Source organism: Streptomyces sp. NPDC059456, from assembly GCF_042750055.1.
Classification (GTDB): Bacteria; Actinomycetota; Actinomycetes; order Streptomycetales; family Streptomycetaceae; genus Streptomyces.
In genome coordinates this window covers 728-1,588 of sequence record NZ_JBHYVA010000582.1, presented here as the reverse complement: position 1 = coordinate 1,588, position 861 = coordinate 728, and the positions used below count along the sequence as shown (strand labels likewise).

1 protein-coding gene is annotated in these 861 nt (G+C 74.2%); it reads right to left on the bottom strand.

Going from position 1 to position 861, the window contains the following annotated elements; genetic code table 11:
• Positions 1-133 precede the first annotated feature (133 nt).
• Positions 134-577: an SSI family serine proteinase inhibitor gene (locus ACFXA3_RS33935; protein ID WP_385193263.1), complete on the bottom strand. Its 444-nt coding sequence runs from the start codon at positions 575-577 to the stop codon at positions 134-136.
• Positions 578-861 lie beyond the last annotated feature (284 nt).

The following is an 861-nucleotide window of genomic DNA, read 5'->3' as shown; positions in this document are numbered from 1 at the left end:
GCCCCCGCCCGGGTGGGCGCGGGGGCCGTGGTGTCGGGGGTCCCGCCCCTCGACGGGGGCGGCCGGCCACTCGGCCGGGGGGGGGGGGGGGGGCGGCCCCCCCCCGCCCCCCGGCCGGTCGCGTCGTACCGGGTCAGAAGCCGAACAGGGCGCCGCTGGTGTGCCGCAGGCCGCAGGGGTTGCCGAAGGTGTAGGAGTAGCTCAGCCGCCGGCCCTGCCACACACCGTCCGCGGACACCGTCATCGGGTTCCACTCCCGGGTACAGTCGACGCCCGCCCCGGGTGCGGCGACGGGGTCCAACTGGGCGGAATGGGCCCTCAGTTCGGCGCACGCGGCGGCAGGAGACGGATGCGTCCCGCCCGGGGTCGGCGCACAGACGAGCGTCACCGCACGCAGCACCGTGCCGTGCGCGGAGTCCTCCCCGGCCGTGATGCTCAGCACGAGGGCGGACGGGGCGTACAGGCTTTCCGCGCCGGACGGCGCGGCGTCGGCAGCTCCGGGCCAGGCCAGGGCCGTGAGAGCGGTGAGCGCCATGGCGGCGGAACCGAGGCCGAGACCCTTTGCGATGGACCGCATTTCGAACTCCCTTGAGTGGTTGTTTCGGATAGCGGACAGGAGTCTTGCCGACACGGACCGTGAACGCCCGTTCGTACCCCCATTTCTCGTCACCGATCGTGAGCGAATGTATGCAGACCGCAGCGGTGCGGTCCGTGCTGACCTGTGGGGGAGCGGATCGGCGAAACGGCCGAACACACGCGCTGAAACATTCCCCCGGGGGGGGGCGGGACCCCCCCCGGGCGCGGGCGGCCCCCCCCAACACCCCGGCCGGACCCCCGGGGCGCGAAAGTCGCTAAAACCCC

Excerpts from the sequence above, each read along its gene's own strand:
- ACFXA3_RS33935 (WP_385193263.1), bottom strand. The coding sequence starts at position 577 with ATGCGGTCCATCGCAAAGGGTCTCGGCCTCGGTTCCGCCGCCATGGCG.